The organism is Micromonospora sp. CNB394 (genome assembly GCF_000374985.1).
Lineage (GTDB): Bacteria > Actinomycetota > Actinomycetes > Mycobacteriales > Micromonosporaceae > Micromonospora > Micromonospora marina.
The window spans coordinates 31,469-58,348 of the sequence record NZ_KB895849.1; the positions used below are offsets into that span (position 1 = coordinate 31,469).

The 26,880-nt window shown below is 70.8% G+C and carries 14 protein-coding genes; 10 read left to right on the top strand and 4 right to left on the bottom strand.

Annotated elements, in window-relative coordinates:
* The first annotated feature begins 16 nt into the window (after positions 1-16).
* From C569_RS0122745 to C569_RS0122765, 5 genes are read left to right on the top strand one after another with little or no spacing between them, the layout of a single operon-like run.
* Positions 17-952, top strand: a complete 936-nt coding sequence (locus C569_RS0122745) for an ABC transporter permease (protein WP_036346633.1) — start codon at positions 17-19, stop codon at positions 950-952.
* Complete coding sequence (locus C569_RS0122750) at positions 952-1,785, top strand: ABC transporter permease subunit (RefSeq protein WP_018788053.1); 834 nt, start codon at positions 952-954, stop codon at positions 1,783-1,785. Before C569_RS0122745 ends, C569_RS0122750 begins: the two co-directional genes overlap by 1 nt.
* Positions 1,782-3,191, top strand: a complete 1,410-nt coding sequence (locus tag C569_RS30815) for an ABC transporter ATP-binding protein (protein ID WP_018788054.1) — start codon at positions 1,782-1,784, stop codon at positions 3,189-3,191. Before C569_RS0122750 ends, C569_RS30815 begins: the two co-directional genes overlap by 4 nt.
* On the top strand, positions 3,188-4,897 hold the full coding sequence (locus tag C569_RS30820) for an ABC transporter ATP-binding protein (RefSeq protein WP_018788055.1): 1,710 nt from the start codon (positions 3,188-3,190) through the stop codon (positions 4,895-4,897). The genes C569_RS30815 and C569_RS30820 overlap by 4 nt, the downstream gene beginning before the upstream one ends.
* Positions 4,897-6,606 (top strand): ABC transporter ATP-binding protein, encoded by a 1,710-nt coding sequence (locus C569_RS0122765; protein ID WP_018788056.1) that lies wholly within the window; start codon positions 4,897-4,899, stop codon positions 6,604-6,606. The genes C569_RS30820 and C569_RS0122765 overlap by 1 nt, the downstream gene beginning before the upstream one ends.
* Positions 6,607-6,714: 108 nt before the next feature.
* Here C569_RS0122765 and C569_RS0122770 read toward each other — a convergent pair whose 3' ends face one another.
* From C569_RS0122770 to C569_RS0122780, 3 genes are all read right to left on the bottom strand, one after another.
* Positions 6,715-8,010 (bottom strand): salicylate synthase, encoded by a 1,296-nt coding sequence (locus C569_RS0122770; protein ID WP_018788057.1) that lies wholly within the window; start codon positions 8,008-8,010, stop codon positions 6,715-6,717.
* Positions 8,011-8,084: 74 nt separating this feature from the next.
* Entirely contained in the window at positions 8,085-8,282 is a 198-nt protein-coding gene (locus tag C569_RS0122775) for a ferredoxin (RefSeq protein ID WP_018788058.1), read from the bottom strand.
* A gap of 85 nt (positions 8,283-8,367) precedes the next feature.
* Positions 8,368-9,987 carry a (2,3-dihydroxybenzoyl)adenylate synthase gene (locus tag C569_RS0122780; RefSeq protein ID WP_026268529.1) on the bottom strand — a complete coding sequence of 540 codons (1,620 nt, stop codon included), beginning with the start codon at positions 9,985-9,987 and terminating at the stop codon, positions 8,368-8,370.
* A gap of 97 nt (positions 9,988-10,084) precedes the next feature.
* On the opposite strand from C569_RS0122780, the gene C569_RS0122785 reads away from it, so the two are divergent.
* The 4 genes from C569_RS0122785 to C569_RS30825 are packed head-to-tail and all read left to right on the top strand — an operon-like array spanning position 10,085 to position 24,835.
* Positions 10,085-16,630 carry a non-ribosomal peptide synthetase gene (locus C569_RS0122785; protein WP_018788060.1) on the top strand — a complete coding sequence of 2,182 codons (6,546 nt, stop codon included), beginning with the start codon at positions 10,085-10,087 and terminating at the stop codon, positions 16,628-16,630.
* A complete protein-coding gene (locus C569_RS0122790) occupies positions 16,627-21,987 on the top strand; it encodes a non-ribosomal peptide synthetase (RefSeq protein WP_018788061.1) in 5,361 nt (1,786 codons plus the stop codon). The genes C569_RS0122785 and C569_RS0122790 overlap by 4 nt, the downstream gene beginning before the upstream one ends.
* Positions 21,984-23,060 (top strand): saccharopine dehydrogenase NADP-binding domain-containing protein, encoded by a 1,077-nt coding sequence (locus tag C569_RS0122795; RefSeq protein ID WP_018788062.1) that lies wholly within the window; start codon positions 21,984-21,986, stop codon positions 23,058-23,060. Before C569_RS0122790 ends, C569_RS0122795 begins: the two co-directional genes overlap by 4 nt.
* Entirely contained in the window at positions 23,057-24,835 is a 1,779-nt protein-coding gene (locus C569_RS30825; protein WP_018788063.1) for a Gfo/Idh/MocA family oxidoreductase, read from the top strand. Before C569_RS0122795 ends, C569_RS30825 begins: the two co-directional genes overlap by 4 nt.
* Here the strand turns inward: C569_RS30825 and C569_RS0122805 are convergent.
* Positions 24,825-25,937 (bottom strand): cytochrome P450, encoded by a 1,113-nt coding sequence (locus C569_RS0122805; protein ID WP_018788064.1) that lies wholly within the window; start codon positions 25,935-25,937, stop codon positions 24,825-24,827. The genes C569_RS30825 and C569_RS0122805 overlap by 11 nt on opposite strands.
* Here C569_RS0122805 and C569_RS0122810 point away from each other — a divergent pair.
* On the top strand, positions 25,900-26,868 hold the full coding sequence (locus tag C569_RS0122810) for a thioesterase II family protein (RefSeq protein WP_196806759.1): 969 nt from the start codon (positions 25,900-25,902) through the stop codon (positions 26,866-26,868). The genes C569_RS0122805 and C569_RS0122810 overlap by 38 nt on opposite strands.
* Positions 26,869-26,880 lie beyond the last annotated feature (12 nt).

A 26,880-nucleotide genomic window follows, 5' to 3' on the forward strand; every position in this document is an offset into this window, starting at 1 on the left:
GGCCGGTTGGCTGACGATGAGGGTCGCCGCCGCGGCGGCGACCCTCATCGCTCTCTCCGCCGTCGTTTTCTGGGCGACCGAGGTGCTTCCCGGCGATGCGGTGGGCACGTCGGCGGGCCCGAACGCCACGGACGCCGAGAGGGCCGCGATCCGCGTCTCCCTCGGACTCGACCGCCCGGCGGGCGAGCGTTACCTCGAATGGATCGGACAGGCCATGCGAGGTGACCTCGGCGAATCGCTTCTCACCGGCCGAGACGTCGGCGAGATCATCGGTGACCGGCTGTCGACGAGCGCTGCCGTACTGCTCCCGGCTGCGGTGGTGATCGTGGTTCTCGCCGTTGGTCTGGGCGCCGCCGCAGGCCTGCGGGTCGGCGGCCGGTGGGATCGTGCACTGAGCGCGATCACGCTCGGCCTGGTCGGTTCGTCGGACTTCCTGCTGGCCACGGCCCTCCTCGTAGTGTTCACCGCATGGTGGCCGGTGCTTCCGGCGGTGGCGCTGGTGCCTGCCGGAGAGGAACTCTGGGAGCACCCGGATCTCGTGGCGTTACCGGCGATCGCGCTGGCCCTCGGCGGGTTCGGCGCGGCCATGCGGTTACTGCGCGCCTCCGTCGCACAGACGGCGGATACCGGCTTCGCCGAGTTCGCCCGGCTCAACGGAGTCCGAGGCGTCCGTTACGTCTGGATGGTGGTGGCGAATGCCGCCCCATCGGCCCTGCACGGACTCTCCATCGTGCTCGCCGGCCTGCTCGGCGGGAGCATCGTCGTGGAGACGTTGTTCAACGTACCCGGGATCGGCTTCGAGCTCTCGCAGGCAGTGGCGGAGCGGGACGTGCCACTGGTGCAGGGCCTCAGCCTGACCCTCGGCGCCGCGACACTGACGATCCTGCTGGCCGGTGATCTGTGCGCCGCGATGCTCGGACGGCATCAGGCGCATCCACCGGGGGTTGCCTGATGACTCTGCGACGCCTGCCGGTCCTGATGATGTCGTCGCTCGTTCTGATCATCGCAGTCTGCGGTCCGTGGCTGTCAGCGGTCGACCCGGATACTCCGGTCGCCGGACCGTTCGAAACGTCATCCGGCGTGCACCTGCTCGGCACGGACGTGCTGGGCCGGGACACCCTGGCCCGCGTGCTCGTCGGCGGTCGTGCGCTGATCACGCAGGCCGCCGTGGCGACCGTGCTGGGGAGCATGATCGGCCTGACTGTGGGCCTGTGGGTCTCGATGACCCGACGGCGCACAGCTGCCCGGTTCGCGGTCCTGGGTGTCGACGCCCTCGCCGTCTTTCCGGCGATGCTGCTGCTCCTCGTACTCGCCGCAGGACTGCCTGGAGGCGGGGCGGCGGTCGTGGCGGCGAGTGTCCTGGTGAGCGTGCCGTTCTCGGTCCGGGTGATCAGGGAGCGCGCCACCGCGATCGTCGCCACCGACCATGCCCGATCGGCGCTGGCCAGGGGTGACGCACTGACGGTTCGACTCAGATACGACGTCCTACCCGCGCTCGCCCCGGCCGCGCTCGCCGAGGCCGGGATCCGCTTGGTGGCGGCGGTCCAAGTGGCGGCGACCGCGGGCTTCCTCGGCCTCGGAGCCAGCGCGCCGACGGCCAACTGGGGGCGCATGGTTCAGGAGAACAGCGCGGGCATCACCGTCAACCCGCTGCCGGTGCTGGTCCCGGCGGCCCTGCTCGTCGTTCTCGCCGTCGGGGTCACCTTCCTTCTCGACCACATCACCGGACCGCTCCTGGGTGAACGAGATCGGGTCGGACCCGACATGGTGGGAGTGGCCCGATGACCGTCGTCGCCGAAGTCCGTGGGCTCACCGTCACCGCCGCGGACGGCAGCGCGGTGCTGGACGCCGTCGGCTTGGAGCTGGTCCGCGGCAGGGTCACCGGCCTCGTCGGACCCTCCGGATCCGGCAAGACCACGCTTGCGCTGTGCCTGCTCGGCCACCTCGGTCGCGGGCTGCGCCGCACGGCTGGGACAGTCGAGGTGACGGGCGCCGATCCCTTTCAGCCCGCCGTCCGGCGGCGCCTGCGCGGCCGGGTAACGGGGTACCTTCCGCAGGATCCGCACAGCGCGCTCGATCCGCGCCGGCAGCTCGCGGCCCAACTGGACACTGCGGCGCGCATCGCCCGGCCGCATGAGGACCGTGCCGCCCGGCGCACACGGGTCGAACAGGCCGCCCGCGACGCCGCTCTCGACCTGGCCCTGTTACGCCGCTATCCGGGGCAGCTGTCCGGTGGACAGGCTCAGCGGGCGGTGCTGGCCTGGACGCTGGTCACCCGGCCGGAGCTGATCGTCCTCGACGAACCCACCAGCGGCCTGGACGCGGACACCGCGTACCGGATCGGTGAACGGTTCACCACGCTCACGTGGCAGCCCGCAGTGCTGCTGATCAGCCACGACATCGCCCTCGTCGATCGCGTCGCCGATGTGACCCAGTCGATGGACCGCGGGCGGCTGTCCGGTTCCGGCCGTGCAATCGCCGTCCCCGTACCGTCCCCGACCGGCGGGCCGTCCCCGAACGGCGATGGCACCGGGGCGTTGTCATTCGAGGACGTCACCGTTCGCCACGGCCCGTTGTACGTGCTGCGTAGCGTCTCCGGACAGGTCGCCGCCGGCGAGATGGTCGGCATCAGAGGAGCATCCGGCAGCGGAAAGACATCGCTCGCGCGAGCGCTCTGCGGCCTGGCCCCGCCGGCCGCCGGGCGCCTGCTGGTGCACGGCGCGCCCGTCAGCTGGGATGCGGCCGCGCGGGTACGGGCCGGACAGCCGTACCTCGCCTATGTCGGGCAGGACGCCCGGACGGCGCTCAACCCGCGCGAGACGGTCCGCCGTGCGCTCGCCCGTTCGCTCGGCGCGGCGGTCCGGCGGGGCCGGTCCGGCGGAACCTGGTCGGTCGAGGAGATCGCTGACCGGTTCGCGCTGGCACCCGAGCTGCTCGACCGGACGCCCGAGCGGCTCAGCGGTGGTCAACGCCACCGCGCCGCGCTGGCCCGAGCGGTCGCCGCGGCCCCCGCTGTGGTGGTCTGCGACGAGTCAACAGCGTCTCTCGACCACGACACTGAGACCCGCGTTCTCAAGACTCTCGACGGCCTCCGGCGCGACGGAACCGCGATCCTGCTCGTCACCCACTCCGATCGCGTCGCGGCCCGAGCGGACCGGGTCCTGACCATTCACGAAGGACAGCTGCGATGACCTCGCCAGAACTGCTCCGGCCCGTGCTGGGCCGGCTCGTGCCGGCCGCCGTCCTCCAGGCGCTGGCCGGGGTGTCGGCGCTGCTCCCGCTGCTCGCGCTGGCCCGGTTCGCCGGCGCCTGGGCCTCCGGCGACGCCTTGCCGGGCACTACGATCGTGGTCACGGCCGTCGCCGGTACCGTCGGCGCTGCCCTGGCCGCCGCAGCGGCCACCTGGATCACTCATCGAGCCGACGCCGACCTGAGCCTTCACCTGCAGCGCCGGCTCGCCGAGACGATCCGTCACGCGCCGGTGCCGGCAGTCCAGGGGCAGGGCGCCGCCCGCATCAAGAAGGTCGTGCAGGACGACACCGGAGCTCTGCACTATCTCGTCGCGCATACGTTGCTCGATGTAGTGGCTCTCGTGGTGGTCCCGATCGCCGGTTTCGCCGTCCTCGCCGCCTTCGACTGGCGGCTCGCCCTCTGCAGTCTGGTACCACTGGTGGCCGGTGTTCTGTTCTACGCACGCGCGATGCGGGGGTCGGGTGCGCAGTTCGCCGAGTACGCCGTCGCGCAGCAGCGCATCAACGCCGCCGTCGTCGACTATGTCCGGGGCCTACCCGTCGCGAAGGTCTACGGCGGGCCCGGCGGTGCGCGAACCCGTTTCCTGAGCGCGGCGACCGGTTTCCACGACTTCTTCCGGGCGTGGTCGTCCGGCACCGCCGTGGTCACGACCGCGTCCTGGCTCGTCGTCACCCCGGGGTTGACCGCAACAGGTCTGACCGTCCTCGGCGTGATCGGAGTCACCGCCGGGTGGTTGACACCGTCGGCGATGGTCGCGGGTGTGCTGCTCGGACCGGCGATCAGCGCCCCGGTCGCAGTGGCCGGCCCGCGTCTGCAGGCGATCCGCACCGGTCTTTCGGCGCTCAGCTCGATCCGGGAATTCCTCGAGCAGCCCGCGCTCCGGTTCGGCACGCGCGGCTCGGCGCCGGCGGGGTCCGTCCGGCTGGAGCGGATCAGCCACCGTTACGACGGCGACCGGCTCGCCCTCGACGACGTGTCGTTCGACCTGCCTCCCACCGGGCTGGTCGCTGTGGTCGGGGCCTCCGGCAGCGGCAAGAGCACCCTTGCCGCGCTGCTCGCGCGGTTCGCCGACCCCACCTCGGGGCGGATTCTGATCGGCGGGACCGCGCTACCGGATCTCACCGAGAAAGCTCTGTACGACCACACCGCCTTCGTGTTCCAGGACACCGGGATGCGCCGTGCGAGCGTCCGGGACAACCTCACCGGCGGGCGGGCAGTCACCGACGAGGAAATGGCCGGCGCGGCCCGCGATGCCGCGATCCATGACGAGATAACCGCCCTTGCCCACGGCTACGACACCGTACTCGGCGTCGACACCGAGCTGTCCGGCGGGCAGATCCAGCGCCTCTGCCTGGCCCGCGCGCTGGTGCGTTCCCCCCGTCTGCTGGTGCTCGACGAGGCGCTCTCCGCGGTCGATGCGGCCTCCCGAAGTGTGCTGCTGGACATGCTCGAGGCACAGGCCGAGCACCGGTCCGTTCTGCTGATCACTCATCAGCTCGACATCGCAGCCCGGGCCGACCGGGTCCTCGTCCTCGCCGACGGCCGGCTCGCCGGAGACGGCACCGCCGCTGAATTGTCGATGACCTGCCCGGCCTACCAGGCCCTCACCGGCGACAGCACCGCCCATGCCGAAGGACGTCACTGATGTTGCGTACGCTGTACCGGCTGCTGCCCCGCCGGGAGGCCCGCCAGCTGATCCTGCTGACCTGCTGGCTGGCTCTCGCTGCGGTCCTGCACGGTGTCGCTCTCGGGCTCACCGGCGCCACGATCACTGCCTTCCTCGCCGACACGACGGGGATCCTGCCGTGGTTGAGCGCGCTCCTGGCCGCGGTCGCGGTGTTCCTCGTCGTGCAGTGGATCGCCCAGATGATCGCTTTCCGGGTCGGCAGCGAGACCGCGCGGGCCCTGCACGTCCGCATGGGTGACCATCTCGCCGGGCTGCCCCTCGGGTGGTTCACACCGATCCGGCAGGCGAAGGTCGTCGACCTGGCCACCACCGGCGTACCGCAGATCATGTCCTATCCCGCGTTGCTGCTACGCCCCACGATCACCGCCGTGGTGACCCCGCTCGCCGCCGCCCTCACCATCGCGTTGCTCGACTGGCGCTACTCGCTCGCACTCCTCGCCGCCACCGCGATCGGCTGGTACACCAGCCGGTTCAGCGGCCGGCTCGCCCGCACCGTCGACGCCCGTCGGCATGCCGTCGAGGTCGAAGCGACCAGCCGCATCATGGAGTACGCGACCCGGCAGCCGGTGATCCGCACCGACCAGCGCCCGGATGACGCCGGTGACCTGAGCCGTGCCCTCGACGAGGTCGCCGCTGCATCCCGAAGGTCGGCCGGCACGGTGCTGCCCGGCCTGCTGCTGTTCGGCTTCACGATGAACGTGCTCTTCGCCTGTCTCGCGGGCCTGGGCGTCATGTGGCTGGCCCAGGCGACACTCACCGCCGACGTCCTGGTCGGTGTTCTGGTGGTCGCTGCCCGGCTGACCGCGGTGGGCTCCACCGGTGCCGAGCTCGCCGCCGGGCTGCGCCTGCAGCGCGCCACACTTGATCGGATCGCCGAAGTCCTCGACGCCGAGCCGCTGACGACCGGACGACCCGCCGGGCGACAGGACCCCGTCGATTGTTCCGGGATCACCGTGCATGATCTGGGATTCCGCTATGACGACGGTGCTCTCGTGCTCGACGATGTCTCGTTCACGCTGCCGGACCGCGGTCTCACCGCTCTCGTCGGCCCGTCCGGCTCCGGCAAGACCACTGTCGCCCGGCTCCTGGCCCGGTTCTGGGATCCCACCGTCGGGCGCGTCGAACTGGACGGCCGTGATCTGAGATCGATGTCGGCCGAGCAGCTCTATGCGCAACTGGCGACTGTTCTTCAGGACGATTACCTGCTGGACACGACGATCGGGGAGAACATTCGCACCGCCCGGCCCGGCGCGACCGCTGCGGAGGTCACCGAGGCCGTCCGCGCCGCCGGCCTGGAAGCGATGGTGGCTGCACTTCCAGGTGGCCTCGACCATCCCGTCGGCCCCGGCGGGAGCCGGTTGTCCGGGGGGCAGCGGCAACGGGTCTGCGTCGCCCGGGCCCTGCTGAAACGAGCCCGGCTGACGTTGCTCGACGAAGCCACCTCCGCCCTCGACCCGGAGAACAGCCGACTGGTGCTCGACGCCGCCCGGCTGCTGGCGGAGCGGGGCAGTGTCCTGGTCATCGCCCACAACCTGGAAACGATCGCCGGCGCGGATCAGATCCTGGTCCTCGAGCGTGGGCGCCTGGTCCAGCGCGGCACGCATGAGGAGTTGAAGGACGTCCCGGGGCTCTACCGGAAACTGATCTCCGCCGGTCAGCGCTTCTGATTCGGGTCGGCCCCGGACGGTTGCCGCCGCAGGAAGATGATGTTGTCGAGCACGTCGGCGCCCTGGTTCCAGGACCAGGGCGCCCGGTCGGGGCGGCCGGCGAGAGCCTCAGGCGGCTTCTGCCGGCGTCGCGCCGGCCGGGACCAGGAATCGCGACACGCTGAGCAGCTTCTCCCGGGTCTCCTCAAGCTCCCGTTCCGGATTCGACCGGGCGACGATGCCGGCCCCGGCGCGTAGCCAGGTCCGTCCGCCGTGCCGGAACACACTGCGCAGAACAAGAGCCGCGTCGAGGGTGCCGTCCGCGTCGGCCGTCAGGATCGCCCCGCTGTAGAGGCCCCGTTCGGGCTCGACGGTGCGGATCAGGTCGCAGGCCGGTGCCTTCGGGACGCCGGAGGCGGTGATGGCCGGAAAGAGCTCCGACAACGCGTCCCAAGCGGAGACGCCGTCCGCCAGCCTGCCGACGACTTCGGAGGCCAGGTGCTGTACGCTGCCGCGTTCCTTGACGGACATGAAGTCGCGGACCCCGACGGTGCCCGGGGTGCAGACCCGGGTCATCTCGGTTGCGGCGAGACGCACGGAGATGGCGTGCTCGAACACCTCTTTGGCGTCGCGGTAGAGCTCCTCGCGCCGGGCCGCGTCGTGGACGGCGCTGCCGCCCAGCGCCCTGGTGCCGGCCAGAGGCTGGGTGACGACGGTTCGGTCCGCCGTGACCCGGGCGACGATCTCCGGGCTGAAGCCCGCCGCCTCCCAGCCGCCCAGGTCGAAGAGGAAGGAACGTGCGGGGCGGTTGCCTCGGCGGCCCGCGAGATAGGTTGCGGGAAGATCGATCTCGTCCCGCACGGCAACGACACGCGAGAGGATCACTTTCTCCAGGGCGCCCTCATGGATCGACTCGATCGCCTCGGTGACCGCTTTGCGGTAGAGCACCGCTTCTTCCCCGGCCAGCTCGACCTCGACACGTCGCGGTGGCACGACCTGCCCGGTGGCGGTGCCCGCCGTCGTCAGGCGATCGCTCAGTTCGTCCAGTGCGACCTCGGTCTCCGCTGCCAGAAGGGCGCATCCGTTGTAGATCCGGATCTCTCGGCGCGGCACCATCAGATGCACGACCTCGCCGGCTTCCGGTTCGCCGATCAGCTCGAATGAGGCCCAGCCGTAGACACGCCGTGCGCCACCCGGTAGTGCCTCGATCGCCTGTCGTACACCGTCGAACAGGCCGGAACCCGCCGGGAAGGTTCGCTGTCCTTCGTCTGTGGTCAGGGTCGTCATCCCGCCGGACACGGTGATGCTCGCCTGCTCGCCCTCGGCGAAGCACATCGCCTCGGGGTATTCGTATGCCACGTACGGCTCCCAGGCGGTGGCCGCGAGCGCGGCAGCCGCCACGAAGCGGTCGCCGTCGAACAGCACCTGCCGGCTCGGGGCAGTCGGGGGTGTGGACACGCAAGGGCTCCTCAGGGTGTGGGAACTTTCCCCGGGCGGGATCACCGGGAGAGCAGTACGACAGCGCCGGACGGGCACCAGTCGGCGGCGGTCCGCACGGCCTCGGCGTGCTCGTCGGTGACGTCGGCAGTGATCACTTGGACTCGGCCGTCCTTTTCGGACTGGTCGAAGACCGTCGGTGCGGCGAGCACGCACTGCCCCGCACCAACGCAGATGTCGGCATTCGCGGTGACCCGCATCGGTCTGCTCCTCGGCAAGTCCGGACCGGCGCCGGTGTTGTCGGCAGCCTAGACGGAAATCGTTGTCATTCTCAACAAGGATCGATCAGAGTAGACCTACGAGTGCCCTTTTGTCGATCTTTCCGACCGCGGTGAGAGGCGTCGCCGGAACGGCGCCGATCCGGTCGGGGTGCTTGTACGCCGCGACCCCCCGATCGCGGAGGAAAGCGCCGATCGCGCGAACCGTGGGAGGCTCCCCGGCGCAGACGAGAAAGGCGACCGGTCGTTCACCCAGGTCACGATCGGGTGCGCCGACCAGCGCGGCGGCCAGCACCCCCGGGTAGGCGGCGAGGTGTCCTTCCACCTCGGTCGCGTCGATCTTCTCGCCGCCCCGGTTGATCTGGTCCTTGATCCGGCCGACGACACTCAGGTGCCCGGACGGCAGGCGGCGCACCTGATCGCCGGTGCGGTAGTAGCCGTCCGGGGTGAAGCCGGTGCGGTTCACCTCCTCGGCCCGGTAATAGCCCCGGATCGTGTACGGCCCCCGGGTCAGCAGTTCGCCTACCTCTCCGGCCGGCACCTCGGCGCCGGCCTCGTCCACCACCAGCACCTCGTCGTCGGGGCAGATCGGCCGTCCCTGCGTCGTGCAGACGAGTTCCTCGCTGTCCTCGGAGCGGGTGAGATTGAGCAGTCCTTCCGCCATGCCGAAGACCTGCTGCAGCCGGCAGCCCAGCTCGGGGCGGATGCGGCGGGCGAGGTCGTCGCTCAACCGTGCGGCGCCCACCTGGAGCAGTTCCAGGCTGGACAGATCCGCTGCCGACTCCGTCCGCTCCTGCAGCCACAGAGGCACCAGCGGCGGGTTGAGTGCGGTGATCGTGACCCGCTCCCGCTCGATCAGCCGGAACGCCGTGGTGGGGCTGGGATCGCGTGCGACCACGACGGTCCCGCCGGCCTGCAGTACTCCGAGAATCCCCGGGCAGCTCATGGTGAAGTTGAACGGCATCGGCAGCACCGCCAGATAGACACTGCCCGGCCCGAGCTCGCAGATCTCCGCGGCCAGCCGGGCGTTGCAGGCGTAGTCGTCGTGCGTACGCGGGATGAGCTTGGGTGTCCCCGTCGTGCCGCCCGAGAGCAGCAGCAAGGCCATGTCCGAGGCGGTGGGAGGGTCGGGGTGGTCGATGGGAGCCGCCTCCGTCTGCAGCAGCTCACGCAGTGACCGGAAACCGTCCCAGCCTCCAGTTTCACCGTCGATGACCACGTACGCGAGGTGCGGAAACGTCGCTTGCAACTCGGCAGCGAGCTGCCGGTGGTCGAAGCGGGCATGCCGATCCGGGCCGACGTACGCGACGGCGTGCGACTGGGCTATCAGGTGGCCCACCTCGGAGCGCCGATGCCCGGGCATGGCGTGCACCGGGACGACGCCGAGGCGAACGAGGGCGAACCACAGGACCACGAACTCGGCCCGGTTCGGCAACTGGACGACGACCCGGTCGCCACGGCGCAGTCCGAGCTTGTGCAGGGCGCGGGAGAGCCGGTGTGCGGTCGCGTCCAGTTCGGCGTACGTCATGCGGTCTTCGCCGTCGATCAGGGCGGTGCGGGGGCCGAAGTGTTCCGCCCATCCGGACAGCTGATGGCCGAACGTCTCGCCGCGCCACCATCCCGCTGCCCGGTAACTCTCGGCGATTTCCGCAGGCCAGCCCGGCCAGTCCACAGTCACCTGTGACATCGATCCTCCTCAGCGCCGCCCGAGGGTGGCGAAACTACCGTCGCGACCCTTACAGTGACGCTAGTCGAGAATGATGTTCATTTGCAACGACGGAAGGGTGAACCGGATCGTGCCGCAGGCACCACAACTCCGAACGACCTCCCTGACCGAGGCCGACATCCGTGCCGCCACGGCAGCGGAACTGGGCCTTCCCGCGGAGGAGATCGCCTTCGACGACGACCTCTTCGAACTCGGACTGGACTCCCTCCGATTGATCAAACTCGCGTCCGCCTGGCGCAGGCTCGGATTGGAGGTCGGGTTCGACACCCTCGCCGAGACACCGACCATCGACGCCTGGCACCGTCTGCTCAGCACCGGAGCGACCACACTGTCGGCCACTGAGCCGTCGTCCGCCCCGCCGGTCGACGACGAACGCTTCCCACTCGGTCTGATGCAGCACGCCTACTGGATCGGACGCCAGGACGGCCAGCCGCTGGGCGGCGTCGGGGCGCACTTCTACGTCGAGTTCGACGGCCACGCGGTGGAGCCCGACCGGTTGCGTACCGCTCTCACCCTGCTGCGGCGGCGCCACGCCATGCTGCGCACGCTCATCCTCGACGACGGAACCCAACGCATCCGGCCGGCTTCCGAGATCACCGCCGACCTCGCCGTGCACGATCTGCGCACTCTCGGCGACGACGAACTGCGGATCCGGCTCGACCGGCTGCGTGACACCGGCACCCACCGGCGGATGCGGGTCGAGGACGGTGAGGTCCTCGTCGTCGAGCTGTCCCTGCTGCCCGGCGGTGCCACCCGCCTGCACATCGACCTGGACATGATCGCGGCAGACGCGGCGAGCCTGCGGGTGCTCATGAACGAACTCCGCCACTTCTACGACTCACCGGACACCGCGCTGCCGGCCATCGTCGGCAGCTACGCCGGATACCTGGCACGTCGCACTGCCCAGCGCGCCGGCGAGCGCGCGGCGGCTCGGGACTGGTGGCACCGACGACTGCCGGAGATGAGCCGGGCACCCGAGCTTCCCACCAGGATCGCGGCACTGCAGGCGGAATCCGCGACCCCGGCGTACCACCGCACCACACGGTGGCACCACAGCATCTCGCCCGCGGGACGTGCCCGGCTGAGCGAACTGGCCCGGCAACACTCGCTCACCCCCGCCGCCGTGCTGGCCACGGTGTTCGCCGAAGTGCTCGCCGTCTGGAGCGGACAGCAACGCTTTCTGCTCAACCTGCCACTGTTCGACCGCGACCTCGGCATTCCCGGTGCGGCGGGTCTGGTCGGCGACTTCAGCAGCTCCGTCCTGCTCGACGCCGACCTCACCGAGGCGCTGCCCTTCGCCGAGCAGGCGCACCGGCTGCAGGGCGCGCTGCGCCAGGCGATCGCCCACGGCGCCTACCCCGGTGTCGAGGTGTTGCGAGACCTGTCGCGACTCGGTGACGGCAGCCCGGTGCTCGCCCCCGTCGTCTACACCAGCGCGCTCGGGCTGGGCGAGATCTATGACGAACGGGTTCAGAGCCGCTTCGGCAAACCGGTCTGGATCATCTCGCAAGGCCCGCAGGTCTGGCTCGACGCCCAGGTGACCGAACTCGACGGCGGCCTGCTGCTCAACTGGGACGTCCGGCGCGACGCGTTCGAACCCGGCGTGGTGGAGGCCGCCTTCACGGCGTACACGACACTGATCGACGACCTGCTCCGTCACCCGGACGCCTGGACGAAACCGGTCGGGCAACTCGTCCCGGCCACGCAACTCGCGATGCGGGAACGCATCAACGACACCGGCGACGACGTACCCGCCGACACCCTGCACACCCGCTTCTTCGCGTGGGCCGAGCGGGAACCCGACCGCATCGCGCTGGTCGGCGGACATGACGGCGACATGACGTACGGGCAACTCGCCACCGCCGCCCGCCGCGTGAGCACCCTGCTGCGCCGCCACGGAGTGACACCGGGCGACACCGTCGCCGTCACTCTGCCCAAAGGCAACGCCCAGATCGTGGCGGTGCTCGGCGTACTCGCGACCGGCGCCACCTATGTACCCGTGGGCGTCGACCATCCCCCCGCCCGGCAGCAGCGGCTGTACAGTCTCGCCGCTGTCTCCGCCGTGCTGACCAACAGCGCCCACCGGCCCCTGGACGGCGGTCCGCCTCTGGTGGACGTCCGCCGGGCCGGCGGGGAAACGCCCGCCGAGATCACCGGCGTCGACCCGGAGACATGCGCGTACATCATCTTCACCTCCGGGTCGACCGGCGAGCCCAAGGGAGTGGAGGTTCCGCACCGCGCCGTCGTCAACACTCTCGACGCTGTCGCCGGCGTGTTCGACGTCGGGCGCGACGACCGTACGATCGCGTTGTCCTCCTTGGACTTCGACCTCTCGGCATACGACATGTTCGCGCTGCTGGGAACCGGTGGTTCGGTCGTCGTCGTGGATGAAGCGGCTCGCCGTGACGCGCACCGCTGGGCCGAGTTGATCCGTGCCCACCGGGTCACCGTGGTCAGCTGCGTACCGGCATTGCTCGACATGCTGTTGACCGCGGCGTCCGATGCGGGCCTGCCGCCTAGCCTGCGCCTGGTGATGCTGGGCGGCGACTGGGTGGGCCTGGACCAGCCCGCCCGGCTGCGGGCGCTCGTTCCCGGTGCCCGGTTCGCCGCGCTGGGCGGCATGACCGAGGCGGCCATCCACTCCACGGTCTTCGAGGTCGGTGACGTCGACCCGGCGTGGCGCTCGATTCCGTACGGCGTGCCGCTGCGCAACATGCGCCTGCGGGTGGCCGACGACCGGTCGCGCGACCGGCCCGACTTCGTTCCCGGCGAACTGTGGGTCAGCGGCCCCGGTGTCGCGCACGGCTACCGGAACGACCCGGAGCGTACCGCGGAGAAGTTCGTCGAGTACGACGGCCGGCGCTGGTACCGCACCGGCGACCGGGCCCGATTCCATGGCGACGGCCTGCTCGAGTTCCTCGGCCGCGCGGACCACCAGGTGAAGATCCGCGGCCATCGCATCGAGCTCGGCGAGGTCGAAGCCACCGCCGACACCCATCCCGTGGTCACGCACGCCGTGGCGACCGTGGTCACCGGCGCCACCCGGCAACTGGGCCTCTATGTGGCGACCGGCGGCACCGTGCTGGAGCCGGCGGCGCTCAGGCAATGGCTGGCCGACCGGCTCGCGGTCTACATGGTGCCCGAGCACCTGATCATCGCCGACGACATGCCACTGACCGCCAACGGCAAACTCGACCGGGCCGCGGTGGCTGCCGCATTCGCCTCGACGGTGGCCGCGCCCGCACCGGCCGACCCGCCGCGGGACGGCAGGGAACGTCTGGTCGCCGAGGTGTGGGCCGAGTTGCTGGGCACCGAGAGGATCGGCCGCGACGACTCCTTCTTCGCTCTCGGCGGTGACTCTCTGCTGGCGACTCGGCTGGTGAGCCGGCTCCGGGAGCGGGGCATCGGTGGCGCGCGGGTCGTGGCCCTGTTCACCGCTCCGGTACTGCGGGACTTCGTCGCCACGCTGACCGGCGAGGACGCCGCCGAGGACGGTCGGCTGGTCGCCGACCTCGAGCACCGGTACGAGCCGTTCCCCGCCACCGACGTGCAGACCGCCTACCTGATCGGTCGCAACGACCGGCTGGCCCTGGGCGGCGTCGGCACCTACCACTACACCGAGTTCGACGGCGCCGACGTCGACCTCGCGCGCTTCCAGAACGCCTGGCGCACTCTCATCGCCCGGCACGAGATGCTGCGGGCGGTCTTCGACGACGACGGCCGGCAACGGATCCTGCCGTCCGTGCCCGAGTTCACCGTGACCGTGGTGGACGCCGCCGGCGACGGCGCGGACGAGTTGGCACGGCTGTACGAGGACATGTCGCACCAGCGGCTCGACGTGACCCGGTGGCCGTTGTTCGACGTGCGGGCGGTGCGTTATCAGGCCGGCGGACGTCGGCGGACCCGGATCGCGGTCGGGCTCGACTACGTCGTGTTCGACGCCCTGTCCATCATGCTTCTCTACCGGGAGCTGGACGCCCTCTACACCGAGCCGGGCACGCGGTTGCCCGCGATCGACGTGTCGTTCCGCGACTACGTACCGGCCGCCGAGCCCAGCCCGGAGGCCGTGGACCAGTCGCGGAGCCACTGGTCCCGGCGGCTCGACGAACTGCCGCCCGCACCGGCGCTCCCACTCGCGGACGACCCGGCCACGTTGCTGCGGCCCCGGTTCACCCGCCGCCGGCATGTGCTCGACGGTGAGCGCTGGCGGGCTGTCCGCGAGGCCGCCCGCCGGCACGGCGTCACCCCGTCCACCGTTCTGCTGGCCTGCTACACCGAGATCCTGCGGGCCTGGAGCGGCCAGCCCGCCGTCGCCGTCACCCTCACCCTGTTCAACCGGCTGCCCCTGCACCCGCACATCGACCGGGTCATCGGCGACTTCACCTCACTGTCGCTGATCGGGCACCGCCGTGCGGACGGTGACTCCTTTGTGGACCTGGCCGAGCGGCTCCAGCGCACGATGGGCGAGGACCTGGACCACCGAGCGGTCACGGCGGGCTGGCTGATGCGGGAGCTGGCCCGGCGTACCGGATCGGTCGGCGCGGGCGTCCCGGTCGTCTTCACCAGCGCGATCGGTGTCGGTGGCGACGCCGGTACCCTGCTGTCCCCGGCCTTCGGCGAGCAGGTGCGGGGAGTGTCCCAGTCACCCCAGGTGTTGCTCGACAACCAGGTCATCGAAGCGGACGGCCGCCTTCAGATCTCCTGGGACGCGGTCGAGGAACTCTTCGCTCCCGGGGTTCTCGACGCCATGTTCGGCGCCTACACCTCGCTGGTGGACCGGCTGGCCGACGCGGACTGGACCGCTCCACCGCCGCCGGTGCTGCCCGAGAGCCAGGCCGCGGTGCGCCGCGCCGTCAACAGCACCGCCGGCGTCCTCCCGGCAGGCCTGCTGCACGATCGCTTCTTCGCGCTGGCCGCGCGGGAACCGGAGGCTGAGGCGCTGCTGTGGCGCGGCGGTCGCCTCTCCCGAGGCGAGTTGGCCGACGCGGCCCTGCGCATCGCCGCGGCACTGGCCGACCGTGGCGTGCGGCCCGGTGACACCGTCGGGGTGACCCTGCCCAAAGGTCCCGACCAGATCTCGGCTGTGCTCGGCGTACTCGCCGCCGGTGGGATCTACGTGCCGATCGGCGTCGATCAGCCGGCGCTGCGCCGGGCACGGATGCACCACGTCGCCGGCCTGCGCGCGGTGATAGGCGACGACGTCGATGTCACCGCCGCGCGGGCACACACCCCACTGCCGCGGCCCGTCGAGCGGGCATCCGGCGAACTCGCCTACCTGATCTTCACGTCGGGGTCGACCGGTGAGCCCAAGGCGGTGGCGATCACCCACGAGGCCGCGCTCAACACTGTTGCTGACGTGAACTCCCGCTGGCGGGTCGGGCCGGGCGACCGGGTGCTCGCGGTCTCCGCGCTCGACTTCGACCTGTCCGTGTACGACATCTTCGGACTGCTCGGCGCCGGTGGAGCGCTGGTGCTGCCGGCTGACGCCGACCGCCGGGATCCGGCCGCCTGGCTCGACCTGGCCGCTGAGCATCCCGTCACGCTGTGGAACTCGGCGCCGGTCCTGCTGGACATGCTGCTCACCGCGGCCGAGCAGCCGGATGCCCCGGACAAGGGGATCAGCGGGCTTCGGGCCGTGCTGGTGTCCGGTGACTGGGTCGGTCTCGACCTGCCGGGTCGGCTGCGCGACCGGGTGCCCGGCTGCCGGTTCACCGCGCTGGGCGGCGCCACCGAGGCGTCCATCTGGTCCAACGCTTGCGAGGTCGAGCAGGTGCCGGCGCACTGGACGTCCATACCGTACGGGCTGCCGCTGACCAACCAGCGCTACCGCGTGGTCGACGACTTCGGACAGGACTGCCCCGACCTGGCACCCGGCGAGTTGTGGATCGGCGGAGCCGGGGTGGCGGCCGGCTACCACGGCGACCCGGAGCGCACCGCACAACGGTTCGTCATGGCGGACGGCACCCGCTGGTACCGCACCGGGGACCGGGGTCGCTACTGGAGCGACGGCACGCTCGAGTTCCTCGGCCGAGCCGACCACCAGGTCAAGATCGGTGGCCACCGGGTCGAACTGGGCGAGATCGAAGCGGCCTTCCGCGCGTACGACGCGGTGTCCGACGTGGTGGTGCTGGCTCCCGGCGGACGGGGCACACGCCGGCTGCACGCGTTCGTCGTCGCCGACGATCCGCTGGACGGCCTCGCCGCACATCTCGCCGACCGTCTGCCGGCGCACGCCGTCCCGCACCGCATCGTCCGGATAGACGCGCTGCCACTGACCCCGAACGGCAAGGTCGACCGGGCCGCGCTGAGCGCACGGGCCGACGGCGACGCCGAGCCGGTACGCCCACCGGACGGGCCGATCGAGACCGAGGTCGCCCGGCTCTGGGCCGACCAGGTCGGTGAGCCGGTCACCGACCGTACCGCCAACTTCTTCACCGCTGGCGGCGACAGCCTGCTCGCCCTGCGCCTGGTGGCGGCAGTCAACGAGGCCTTCGCCGTCGACATCCCGGTCCGTCTGTTCCTCTCCGCCCCGACGACGGCCGCCCTGGCCGCCCACATCGCAACCGCCCGCACCGAGACCCCTCTGGAGACCGGGACCATATGAACGCCAGCACTCTCATCGCCGACTTCGCCGCGAAGGGCATCCGGCTCTGGGAAGAAGACGGTCAACTGCGTTTCCGTGCCGTGCAGGGCGCGCTGACCGACGAACGCAAAGCACTGTTGCGCGCCAACAAGGAAGCAGTTCTCGCCGCGCTGCGCGACCAGCGGAACAGGTCCGTGCTGACGCCGGACCCGGAGAACCGGCACGATCCGTTCCCGCTGACCGACATCCAGGGCGCCTACCTGGTGGGGCGCACCGGTGCGTACCCGTACGGCAACGTGCCGTGCCAGACCTACGTGGAGTTGGCGTTCCCGGCCGGCACCGACGCCGGACGGCTCGTCGCCGCATGGCACGCCGTCGTGCAACGCCACGACATGCTGCGCGCGATCGTGCACCGCGACGGGTATCAGCAGGTCCTCGCCGATCCCACCACGCCGCACATCCCCGTCGCGGACCTACGCGGGCAGGACAGCGCCCTGGTCGGTGCCGCCATCGAGAGGGTGCGTCGCGAACTAAGTGGGCACGTCGCGGTCACCGACCGCTGGCCGCTGCACGAGGTACACGTCACCGTCACCGACACCGAACTGCTCCTGCACCTGTCCGTCGACCTGCTCGTCGTCGACTACGCGAGCCTGCAGCGGGTGTTGGCCGAGGTGGAGGACCTGTACCACGGTGAGCAACTGCCGGCCCTCGATGCGACCTTCCGTGACTACGTCCTGGCGCGGCGCGGACAGCGGCAGACCCCCGCGTACGCCCGCGACCGTGACTACTGGCTGGGCCGCATCGACGCCCTGCCCGGAGCGCCTGACCTGCCGATCACCGGCGACCCGTACGGACCGGCCACCTTCGCGCACCTGGCGGCGGCGATCGACCCGCAGACTTGGGCGGCCATCCAGAACCGGGCGGCCGCACACGGAGTGTCGGTGTCGTCGGCCGTTCTCGCGGCGTACGCCGAGGTGGTCGGCCGGTGGAGCCGTAACCCCCGGTTCCTGCTTAATGTGCCGGTGTTCGACCGGCTGCCGCTGCATCCGGACGTCGGCCGTCTCGTCGGCGACTTCACCGCGGTGGAGCTGCTGGAGGTCGATCTGACCACGTCTCGCCCGTTCGCCGACCGGGTCCGCGAGATCAACGGCACCCTCCTGGAGGACCTCGCGCACCCGTTGTTCTCCGGCAGCGACGTGCTAGCCGAGCTGACCCGGCGCAGCGAGTCGGAGACCGTGCTGATGCCCGTGGTGTTCACCAGCACTCTGGGTTCGGCGACCACCCGGCAGACCCGCGCTGCCGTCCGGCACGCCGTCAGCCGCACACCGCAGGTGTGGCTGGACTGCCAGGTGATGGAACGTGCCGGCGGGCTGTCACTGAGCTGGGACGTGCGCGACGGGGTCCTCGCGGGTGACACCGCCGGCGACATGTTCGAGGCGTTCGTCGTCCTGGTCAGAACGCTCGCCGATGAGGAGACCTGGACGGCGCCGGCCACGGTCCGGCTGCCGGCGCGCACCGCGCGGGTGCGTGCGAAGGTCAACGCGACCGAGGCGCCGGCACCGGCAGGGCTGCTCACCGACGCCGTGGTGGCCACGGCAGCGCGAACACCGGACGCGGTCGCCGTCCGCTCGGGCGACGCGTCGTTGACCTACCGGGAACTGCTGGACCGCGCCGCGGTCGTGGCCCAGGCACTTGACGCACACGGCATCGGCTCCGGCGAACTCGTCGCGGTGACCATGGCGAAAGGCTGGGAACAGGTCGCCGGAGTGCTCGGTGTCCTGCTCGCGGGCGGGGCGTACCTGCCGGTGGATCTGACCCAGCCACCGCTGCGGCGGCAGGCGATCCTGAGTGACGCGGCGGTCCGTGTCACGCTGACACAGAGCTGGCTCACCGCCGAACTGGAGCTGCCTGCCGGAGTCCAGCCGATCGCGGTGGACACCCTGCCGCCGACCGGTGCCCCGATCCCCACCCCGGTCACCGATCCGGCCGATCTGGCGTACGTCATCTACACCTCCGGATCCACCGGCACGCCGAAGGGCGTGATGATCAGCCATCGTGCCGCGCTGAACACCGTCGCCGACATCAACCAGCGTTTCACCGTCGGGTCCGGCGACCGGATCCTCGCGCTGGCACAGCTCGGATTCGACCTGTCCGTGTACGACATCTTCGGTGTGCTCGCTGCCGGTGGCACTGTCGTACTGCCCGATCCGGCCCGGCGCGGCGATCCGTCCGCGTGGGCCGAGACGGTGGCCGCCGAGGGCGTCACGCTCTGGAATTCCGTGCCCAGCCAGCTGCAGATGCTCCATGACTACCTGAGCACCACCCCGGATCGGTTGCCGAGCCTGCGACTGGCGATGCTGTCCGGCGACTGGATTCCGTTGCAACTGCCCGACCAGATCCGGGCGCTTCTGCCCGGACTGGAGGTCCACTCCCTGGGCGGCGCCACCGAGGCGTCGATCTGGTCCATCCACTTCCCGATCGGTGCGGTGAATCCCGGGTGGGCGAGCATCCCCTACGGCACCCCGCTGCTCAACCAGACGTTCGATGTTCTGGACTCCGCGATGCGCCCCTGCCCGGACCACGTCGTCGGCGAGCTGTACATCGGTGGTCTCGGACTCGCCGACGGGTATCTCGGTGATCCGCAGCGCACCGCCGAGCGGTTTGTGACGCACCCGGACGGACGGCGGCTCTACCGCACCGGTGACCTGGGCCGGTACCGGCCGGACGGGATCATCGAGTTCCTCGGTCGGGCCGACCACCAGGTGAAGATCCGTGGTTACCGCATCGAACTCGGAGAGATCCAGGCGGTCCTCGACGCCGTGCCGGCGGTCGGTGCGAGCGCGGTCGTGGTCGAGGGCGAGTCCGGCGCGGCCGCGCAGGCAGCGCTCCGTCGGCTGGCCGCCTTCGTCGAACCGGCCCGGATCACGCCCCCTCCGGTGCCGGCGGCAGTCACGGCGGCGCTGCGGCTGACGGTGCCCGAGGGTGACACCGAGCGCCTCGTGGCCTTCTACGACGCCTTCCACCGGGCCGCGCTGATGTCGGTGGCCCGGATCGTGGCCGGCCGGACCGGCTCCACCGACCAGCTCTGCGACGAACTCGGCGTGCACGATCGGCACCGCCGTCTGGTGCACCGCTGGGTCGCGTCCGTTCCGGACGGTCCGGCACCGTCCGACGGTGATCTCGCCGCCGCGTGGGACCGGGCCGAAGCCCTGGAGAAGGAGTGCGGCTGGAGCCAGGACCTGTTCGCCGCGGTACGCGCCTGCTCCGAGCAGCTTCTGCCGATGCTGCGCGCCGAGATCGAGGTCGGTGCTCTGCTGTCGCCTGAGGCACACGAGGACGCGTACCGCGGCAACGCGGTCTCCCGGGTGCTCCACGGCACCTTGGCCGACACCGTCCGGGCGCTGGCGGACGCGCACTCCGGAACCCTGCGCATCGTGGAGGTCGGTGTCCGCAGCGGTGGCGCGGCGGCCGATCTGCTGCCCGCGCTCGCCGGACACGACGTCGACTATCTGTGCACCGACAGTTCACCCCTGCGACTGGCGGCCTCGCGAGACCTCATCGGTGACGACGCTCGGTTCGCGACTCTCGACCTCGACGGGGAATTGCGTCAGCAGGGATTCCAGCCGGGCTCCGCGGACGTCGTCATCTGCGCCTCGGTGCTCAACAACAGCGCCGACGTCGACGCGGCCCTGACCCGGCTCCGGGAACTGGTGGCTCCGGGCGGATGGATGCTGATTCTGGAGAACACCGACGACGCCTCACCGGCGGTGCGAATCTCCACCGAGTTCCTGGCCGAGCACGCCGGGCCGTTCACCGACGCCCGCGCAGCCGCAGGCAAGTCGTTCCTCGAACCTCGTCAGTGGACCGACGCGTTGCACGGCGTGGGTGGTGAGGTCGTCGCCGAGCTGCCGGCAGACGGAAGCCCGCTGGCCCGCGCCGGGCAGCGCCTGTTCGCCGTACGCCTCAAGGCCGATCGGTCGCCGGTCGACCTCGCCGCTCTCACCCGCCACGCCGCGGCACGCCTGCCGGAGTACATGGTGCCCGCGGTGTGGCAGGTGGTCGACGCCCTGCCGACGACCGCCAACGGCAAGATCGACCGCGCCGCACTGCTGTCCTGGCTGGCCCCGGACGGCGCCGCACCACAGGCGGACGAACAGCCGGTGGACGAGCTGGAGATCCGCCTCGCCCAGCTGTGGCAGGAACTACTCGGTATCGAGCGGGTAGGCCGTAACGACGACCTGTTCGCGCTGGGCGGCGATTCACTACTGGTCGCCCGTCTCGTCGGGCAGCTACGGGAGGGACTCGACGGCCTGCCCGGCGACTGGGATCTCGAGTGGGAGATCGTGCTGCGCCACCTGCTGCGCACGCCGACCGTCGCAGGGCTGGCCGCCTACCTGCGCGACAACGCGGCCAGCGGAACGGCAGGCAGCCAGGACACGGTGTCCCCAGTGGTCCGGCTGATCGATGATCTGTCCGGACCGGTGACCGTGCTGGTCCACGCCGGCACCGGAACCCTGCTGCCGTACCGGCCGTTGATCACCGAGATCCGCCGTGCCGGCGGCCGCAACGGGCTGCTGGGACTGGAGATCCCGGCCCTGGACGAGTTCCTCAACGCCGACCCGGACGGCCTCGTCGACCGGCTCGCCGCCCAGTACGCCACGGCACTGCTCGACACCGGTGCGCGGGAGTTCGACGTGGTCGGCTACTGCGTCGGTGGCATCATCGCCACCGAGGTGGCCCGCGGCCTGGCCGAGTCGGGCGCCACGGTGCGCAGCCTGACCGTCATCTCCAGTCACAGCCCCAGCTTCCGCATCGACGACGACCTGCTGTCGGAGTACAGCTTCGCGCTGATGATGGGCATGGACCTGGCGACCATCGGGTTTCCCACCGACGACGAGCGGGTCGGCGCGGCTGCCGGAGCGGTGCTCGCTGCCTCACCGGGCGCCATCGCCAACGGTTCCCTGGCCGACCTGGAGGGGGAGTTCGCTGACGTGGCCGCCGCCTTCGCGGCTCTGGAGAGCATGCCGCGCATGCGCCGGGTGGCGCGGATGGTCGAGGCGTTGCCGCCGGACCTGGCCGGCTCGTACGAGCCGGAGGGCCTGCTGCGTACCCTGCGTACCTACCAGCAGAGCATCTTCGCGCTGAGCAGGCACAGGACCGAGCCCTACGCCGGGGACATCACATTCCTGCGGCACAACGGCGCGTACCCGTTCCCGGGCAGCGCGACGACCATCACCGAGCACTGGGCCAAACTGTGCCTGGGTGACCTGTCCAGCCGCGACATTCCCGGCCAGCACTTCACCTGCATGACCGGCGCGCACGTCTCGACGGTCTTCGGCCACCTGACCCAGCTCGTGGACGGGCTGGACCGCGCATGATCGGCGTACTGGGTGCGTCCGGTGCGGTGGGGCGGGAGGCGGTGCGGGCGTTGCGGAACAGCGGCACCGGCCCACTGCGTCTGGGCGCCCGGCGTACCTCGTCGTTGTCCGCTGCCGATGGTGAGGTGCGTACGGTCGACGTGACCGACGCCGGATCGCTGAAGGAATTCTGTGCCGGGCTGACCGTGTTGATCAACTGCGCGGGGCCGACGTACGCGCTGCAGGAGCGGATGGCGCTGTCAGCCCTGGCCGCCGGCGCGCACTACGTGGACGTGGGCGGTGACGACCCGGTACACGAGAGACTGGCCGCGGCCGGGGCCGTCCGCGGGGACGCGACGGTGGTGCTTTCGGCGGGCGCTCTGCCGGGATTGTCGGCTCTGGTCCCGCGATGGCTGGCGGCCCGGTGGCCGGACGGCGACCGTCTGGTGTGTCACGCCGGCGGACTGGAGAAATGCACCCCGACGGTGGCCGAGGAGATCCTGCTGTCGCTGTCCGTGGGCGGGGCGCACGGCGAACCGTTCGGCATGCCACTGGCGGCATGGCGCAACGGCCGGAGGGCGCTGCGGGCGCTGCGCACCGTGGAGGACGAGGAGCTGCCCGACTTCCCCGACCGGGCGATGCTGCAGCCCATCCTGACCGCCGAGTCCGAGCGGCTGGCGGTCATGCTGAGGCTCGACGAACTCGACTTCTTCAATGTGTATCCCGGGCCGCGGGTCCGGGCCCTGTTCGCGCGGCTGCCCTTGCTGGCCGCCGAGGGACGCGACGACCTGGTCCAGCGGATCGTCACTGCGGGTGACGTGGATCTGGCCGGACGGGATCCCTACTACCGCATGAGGTTCACTCTCGGCGGGCCGGGCAGTGGGCACACGGCCGTCGTCTCGGCCGATTCCAGTTACCGGCTCACTGCCGCGGTCGGTGTGCTGGCGGTCCGGGCCGTCATGGACGGCGCGCTCCCCGCAGGACTGCACTTCGGCGGAGACGTCCTCGATCCCGGCTGGGCGGTCGAGGAGATCAACCGGACCGGTGCCGCAGAGATCGCCGTCCTCGACGATGTCGACGAGGGCGTCCTGTGACGCGGCTGCGGACCATCGTGTGCGGCACGAACTTCGGACGGTTCTACATCCGGGCGATCCGCGAGCACCCCGGCTTCGAACTCGCCGGAGTGCTGTCCACCGGGAGCGCGTACTCCAAGGAGTACGCGCGTTCCCTGGGCGTGCCGTCGTACACCGCTGTCGACCGGCTTCCGGAGAACATCCAGGTGGCATGTGTGGTCGTGCCGGGCGCGGTGAGCGGAGGCCCGGGAACCGACCTCGCGCGGGCTCTCCTTGCCCGGGGCGTACACGTGTTGCAGGAGCACCCGGCGCATCCCGACGAGATCGCGGCCTGCCTGCGAGCGGCGCGGGCCGGCGGGGTGCAGTACCGTGTCAACACCCACTACCGGCACCTGCCCGCCGTGCGCACCTTCCTGAGTGCCGCCGCCCGGTTGCGGGAGCAGCGCGGCCTGCTGTTCGCCGACGCCGCCTCGGCGGTTCATGTGCTGCAGCCCTTGGCCGACATCCTCGTACGGGCGCTGGGCGCGGCCCGCCCCCGCAGGTTCTCACCGGTGTCAGACTCGGCGCCGCTGCGCACCCTGCATGGTGAGCTGGCCGGGGTTCCGCTCACGCTGCGGGTGCAGAACCAGCTCGACCCTGCCGATCGAGACAACCACGCCTTGTTCTGGCACCGCATCTCGCTCGGCAGCGACGGAGGGGTGCTGACCCTGGCCGATACGCACGGCCCGGTGTTGTGGAGTCCCCGCCTGCACGCGCCGCGCGACGCCCACGGCCGACTCGTGGTGACCGACCCGGCGCTGGACCTGCCTACCACGTCGGTGCTCGGGGCGACCCGGCAGCCGACGTACCTGCAGGCATTCGACCATCTGTGGCCCGACGCGATCGGGTCGGCGCTCACCGAGTTCGCGGCGGCCGTAGAGGCCGGCACGGACCCGCTGCGCGGCGGGCAACCGGACCTGGCCATGGCGGGCTGGTGGCGTGACCTCGCCGCCCTGCTCGGGCCGCCCGAGCTGATCAGCCCACCGAGGCCCGTGCCGCTGACCGCCGATCGGCTGGGCAATCCGGAGCCGGCGGCGTCCGGCTACACCGCGTCAGCGGAGTTCTTCGACCTGGCCGCCCGCGACCACGCCGGGCGCAGCGGGCCGGCGGTGGTCGCGGCCCTGGCCGCGATCGACCCGGCCGACGGCCCGATCCTCGACATCGGAGCCGGCACGGGGTTGGTCACCGAGGCGGTGGCGCGTGCCTTTCCGGCGGCCACCGTTCTGGCGAGCGAGCCGGACCCGGCTATGCGCGCCGTGCTGACCAGCCGCGTCGACGGCATTCCCGCTCTGCGTGAACGGGTGACGGTGGTCGCGGCGAGCGCCGAGGAGTTGCCGCTACCGCCCCGGCTGTCGGCGGCGGTGCTGTGCGGCGTGCTCGGTCACCTGGACGCCGACGCCCGGCGCGAGCTGCTGCTGTCGCTGGGCAGGAGGCTGGCGCCCGGCGCACCGATCGTGGTGGAGCTCATGGGTCTCACGACGCCGGTGACCATGCCCCCGGTGCGGCTGGCCACCCGGATACTCGGGGCGCAGCGGTACGAGTGGTGGATGTCGGGCGAGCCGGCCGGCCCCGGCCGGATGCGGCTGGACACGGCCTGGCGAGTTCTCCGGGACGGCGAAATGCAGCGGGAGGTCCGTGACTCGTACCTGTGGCACACCTTGACCGTCGAGCAGGTCGCGGCCGAGGCCGGCCTCACCTGCGAGCCACTCGACGGCCTGCCCTACGCCGCGGTGCTGCGTGTCCCGCTCACCACGTAACCGGAACCCGGACCGGGCCGTAGGCGATTCCGTCGTGTTTGAAAGCGATGTCGGACAACGCTGTGTCCAGGCGCATACCGGGAACGCGGTCGATCAGCGTGCCCAATGCGATCTGCAACTCGACCCGGGCGAGGTTCTGTCCTACGCACTGATGAACGCCATATCCAAAGCCGATGTGGGTACGGCCCTCGCGTTGAAAATCGATGACCGACGGCTCGGGAAACACCGCCGGGTCGTGATTGGCGCCGGCCAGAAGCGGTATCACCCCGTCGCCGGCCGGGATCACGACGTCACCGATCGTGATGTCCTCGGTCACGGTCCGCAACGCGATGGAGTCACCGACCGACAGGGCGCGCAGCAATTCCTCGACAGCGGCCGGCATCAGGGTGGGATTGGCGTCGAGCTGCTTCCACAGCCTCCGGTCGTCGTCGAGCAACGCCAGCACACTGAGACCGATCATGTTGGTGGTCGTCTCCCGCCCGGCCACGACGGTGATCGCCACAGTGGCGAGCAGATCGTCGCGAGTCACCGCTCCAGTGTGCAGCTGATCGGCGATGAGCTGGCTGAGCAGGTCGTCACCGAGGTCGCGTTCTCGTTCGGTGACCAGGTCGTCGAAGACCTCGAACAATGCATCGAGGCCCTCGGTCGCGCTGCTGGCGTCACTGGCGCCGCCACCGATCTGCTGAGATCCCAGCGCTCCGGTGATGCGGCGGAAGAACGGATCGGCCCGGCGCACCCCGATCATCTCGCACATCACCGTGCTGGAGACGGTGTGAGCATACTGGGGCAACAGGTCGACCGGCGGGCCGTGCCGCAGCAACTCGTCCACCCGCTCGTCGGCGATGCGCTGCACCGCCCGCCGCATCGCGCGAGCCTTGCGGACGGTCATCTCCGGCAACAGCATCCTGCGGTGGGCGGTGTGCTCCGGCGGATCCATCCGGATGAACGGCCGGATTCGGGCGCCCACCTCCTGCTCACCCTCGGTCAACGCGGGGAAATTGGGGTGCCGCACGTCCGCACTGACCCGCCGGTCGGCCAGCAGCGCGCGAACGTCGGAGTATCCGGTGACCACCCAGGCGTGCCTGCCGGTCGGCAGCACCACGCGGGAAGCTGCCCCCTCGGTGCGCAGATCGGCGTATTCCGTCGGTGCCGAGAAAGGGCAGGCGCGGGGCATCGGAAATGTCCTGGCCTTTTCCATGAAACTATCAACCTCCCTTACTGGAGGCTCCAGTCTACCGCTGAAAAATGAATTACGCACCATTCCCAAGAGGCCCGAAGGGCAATTCAGTGCTGCCCAGAAATGGAAATCGATGCATCGCTTGATCTGCTTCCCGCACGCCGGTGGAAGCGCGAGCGCCTTCCGCCCGTGGCGTGCGGTCATGCCACCGAACGTCGCGTTGCACGTCTTGCAGTACCCGGGACGGGAGTCCCGGTTCGGCGAACCGCTGATCGACCGGATGCCGGACCTGGTTCGGCTGCTCACCGACGAACTGATGTCTCAAGGCCTTCGCCAGCCATACGTGCTGCTCGGCCACAGCCTGGGAGCAGCCGTCGCCTACGAGGTGGCACAGGAGCTACGGCGCCGAGGGCGACCGGGTCCGGATCTCCTGGTTCCCTGCGCACGGCAGTCGCCGACGGAGCCGCGCCGGGGCGAGGTGCATCGCGGGGACGACGACGTGCTCATCGCAGAGCTGCGGCGCCTGGGCGGGACTCCATCGGAGGTGCTCGCGGACCCGGACCTGCGCCGTGCCGTGCTGAACGTGGTCCGCAACGATTATCGGCTGTCAGAGACCTACGTCGCGCGGCCCGCACCACCGCTGGAATGCCCGATCATGGTGCTCGTCGGCGATGCCGACCCGGAATGCAGCGCCGCGGACGGTGCCGGCTGGGCGGCCGTGACCACCGGCCACACCACGGTGTCCACGTTCGCCGGCGACCACTTCTTCCTCACGCCGCGGCGCCGCGAGGTCGTCGCCGCGGTGCTCTCCCGGCTCGGCCTACCGGCGGTCAACGCCTGGCCCAGCACCCCCTGATCGGATCGGAGA

Excerpts from the sequence above, each read along its gene's own strand:
- C569_RS0122790 (WP_018788061.1), top strand. The coding sequence starts at position 16,627 with ATGAACGCCAGCACTCTCATCGCCGACTTCGCCGCGAAGGGCATCCGG.
- C569_RS0122780 (WP_026268529.1), bottom strand. The coding sequence starts at position 9,987 with ATGTCACAGGTGACTGTGGACTGGCCGGGCTGGCCTGCGGAAATCGCC.
- C569_RS0122795 (WP_018788062.1), top strand. The coding sequence starts at position 21,984 with ATGATCGGCGTACTGGGTGCGTCCGGTGCGGTGGGGCGGGAGGCGGTG.
- C569_RS0122750 (WP_018788053.1), top strand. The coding sequence starts at position 952 with ATGACTCTGCGACGCCTGCCGGTCCTGATGATGTCGTCGCTCGTTCTG.
- C569_RS0122775 (WP_018788058.1), bottom strand. The coding sequence starts at position 8,282 with ATGCGGGTCACCGCGAATGCCGACATCTGCGTTGGTGCGGGGCAGTGC.
- C569_RS0122745 (WP_036346633.1), top strand. The coding sequence starts at position 17 with ATGAGGGTCGCCGCCGCGGCGGCGACCCTCATCGCTCTCTCCGCCGTC.
- C569_RS30820 (WP_018788055.1), top strand. The coding sequence starts at position 3,188 with ATGACCTCGCCAGAACTGCTCCGGCCCGTGCTGGGCCGGCTCGTGCCG.
- C569_RS0122765 (WP_018788056.1), top strand. The coding sequence starts at position 4,897 with ATGTTGCGTACGCTGTACCGGCTGCTGCCCCGCCGGGAGGCCCGCCAG.
- C569_RS30815 (WP_018788054.1), top strand. The coding sequence starts at position 1,782 with ATGACCGTCGTCGCCGAAGTCCGTGGGCTCACCGTCACCGCCGCGGAC.